The organism is Psychrobacter sp. AOP5-GZ1-6, from assembly GCF_052376345.1.
GTDB lineage: Bacteria > Pseudomonadota > Gammaproteobacteria > Pseudomonadales > Moraxellaceae > Psychrobacter.
This window is the reverse complement of sequence record NZ_JBQSVP010000326.1, coordinates 1-634: the sequence shown is the minus strand read 5'-3', so window position 1 is coordinate 634 and position 634 is coordinate 1. Positions and strand designations below refer to the sequence as shown.

1 pseudogene is annotated in these 634 nt (G+C 42.9%); it reads right to left on the bottom strand.

Annotated features, from left to right (window positions below):
• Positions 1 to 17: 17 nt before the first annotated feature.
• Positions 18 to 634 (bottom strand): annotated as a pseudogene (locus tag ACT3RN_RS16040) (IS5 family transposase); the annotation flags it as partial.

Below are 634 nucleotides of genomic sequence, written 5' to 3'. Positions count from 1 at the left end.
CTAGGGTGTGTTGACAATTACCGTAAATGGATAATCGTCGCTGCTAAATAGATATTAGCAGCAAACGACTCATCCGTTTTTTCAGCACGCATGGCAATTTTCTTGAAATCTTTCAGCTTACAGAAGAAGTTCTCGATTAAGTGACGCCACTTGTACATTTCTTTATCGAAATCTCGTTGCTTTAAACGAGAGCGTTTAGGGGGTATGACCGCTTTGCTACCACGCTCTTCTAAGTCTAGCAGTAGCCAATCCGTGTCAAAGGCTCTATCGGCAAGCAGTGCACCAAACTCTTTGTCTTTAATTAAAGGTTTAACGCCAGCCATGTCATGCTGTTGTCCTTTCAATAAAGTAAAATCAACAAGGTTGCCTAATGCATCAACCATTGCCATGATTTTAGTGGTCATACCGCCTCTTGATTTGCCAATTGCCTGATGACAAGCCCCCCTTTTGCGCCTTGTCCATGACGATGTACCTTAACAATAGTGCCATCAATCATGGCATACTCTAAATCTGAGTCATTCAGAGCATTAAATAGCTTGCTGAATCTATCGCTTTTTACCCATCGACGGTAGCGCTTATAAACACTGTTCCAGTTACCAAATTCAGGGGGTAAGTCTCGCCACGGACTACCTGT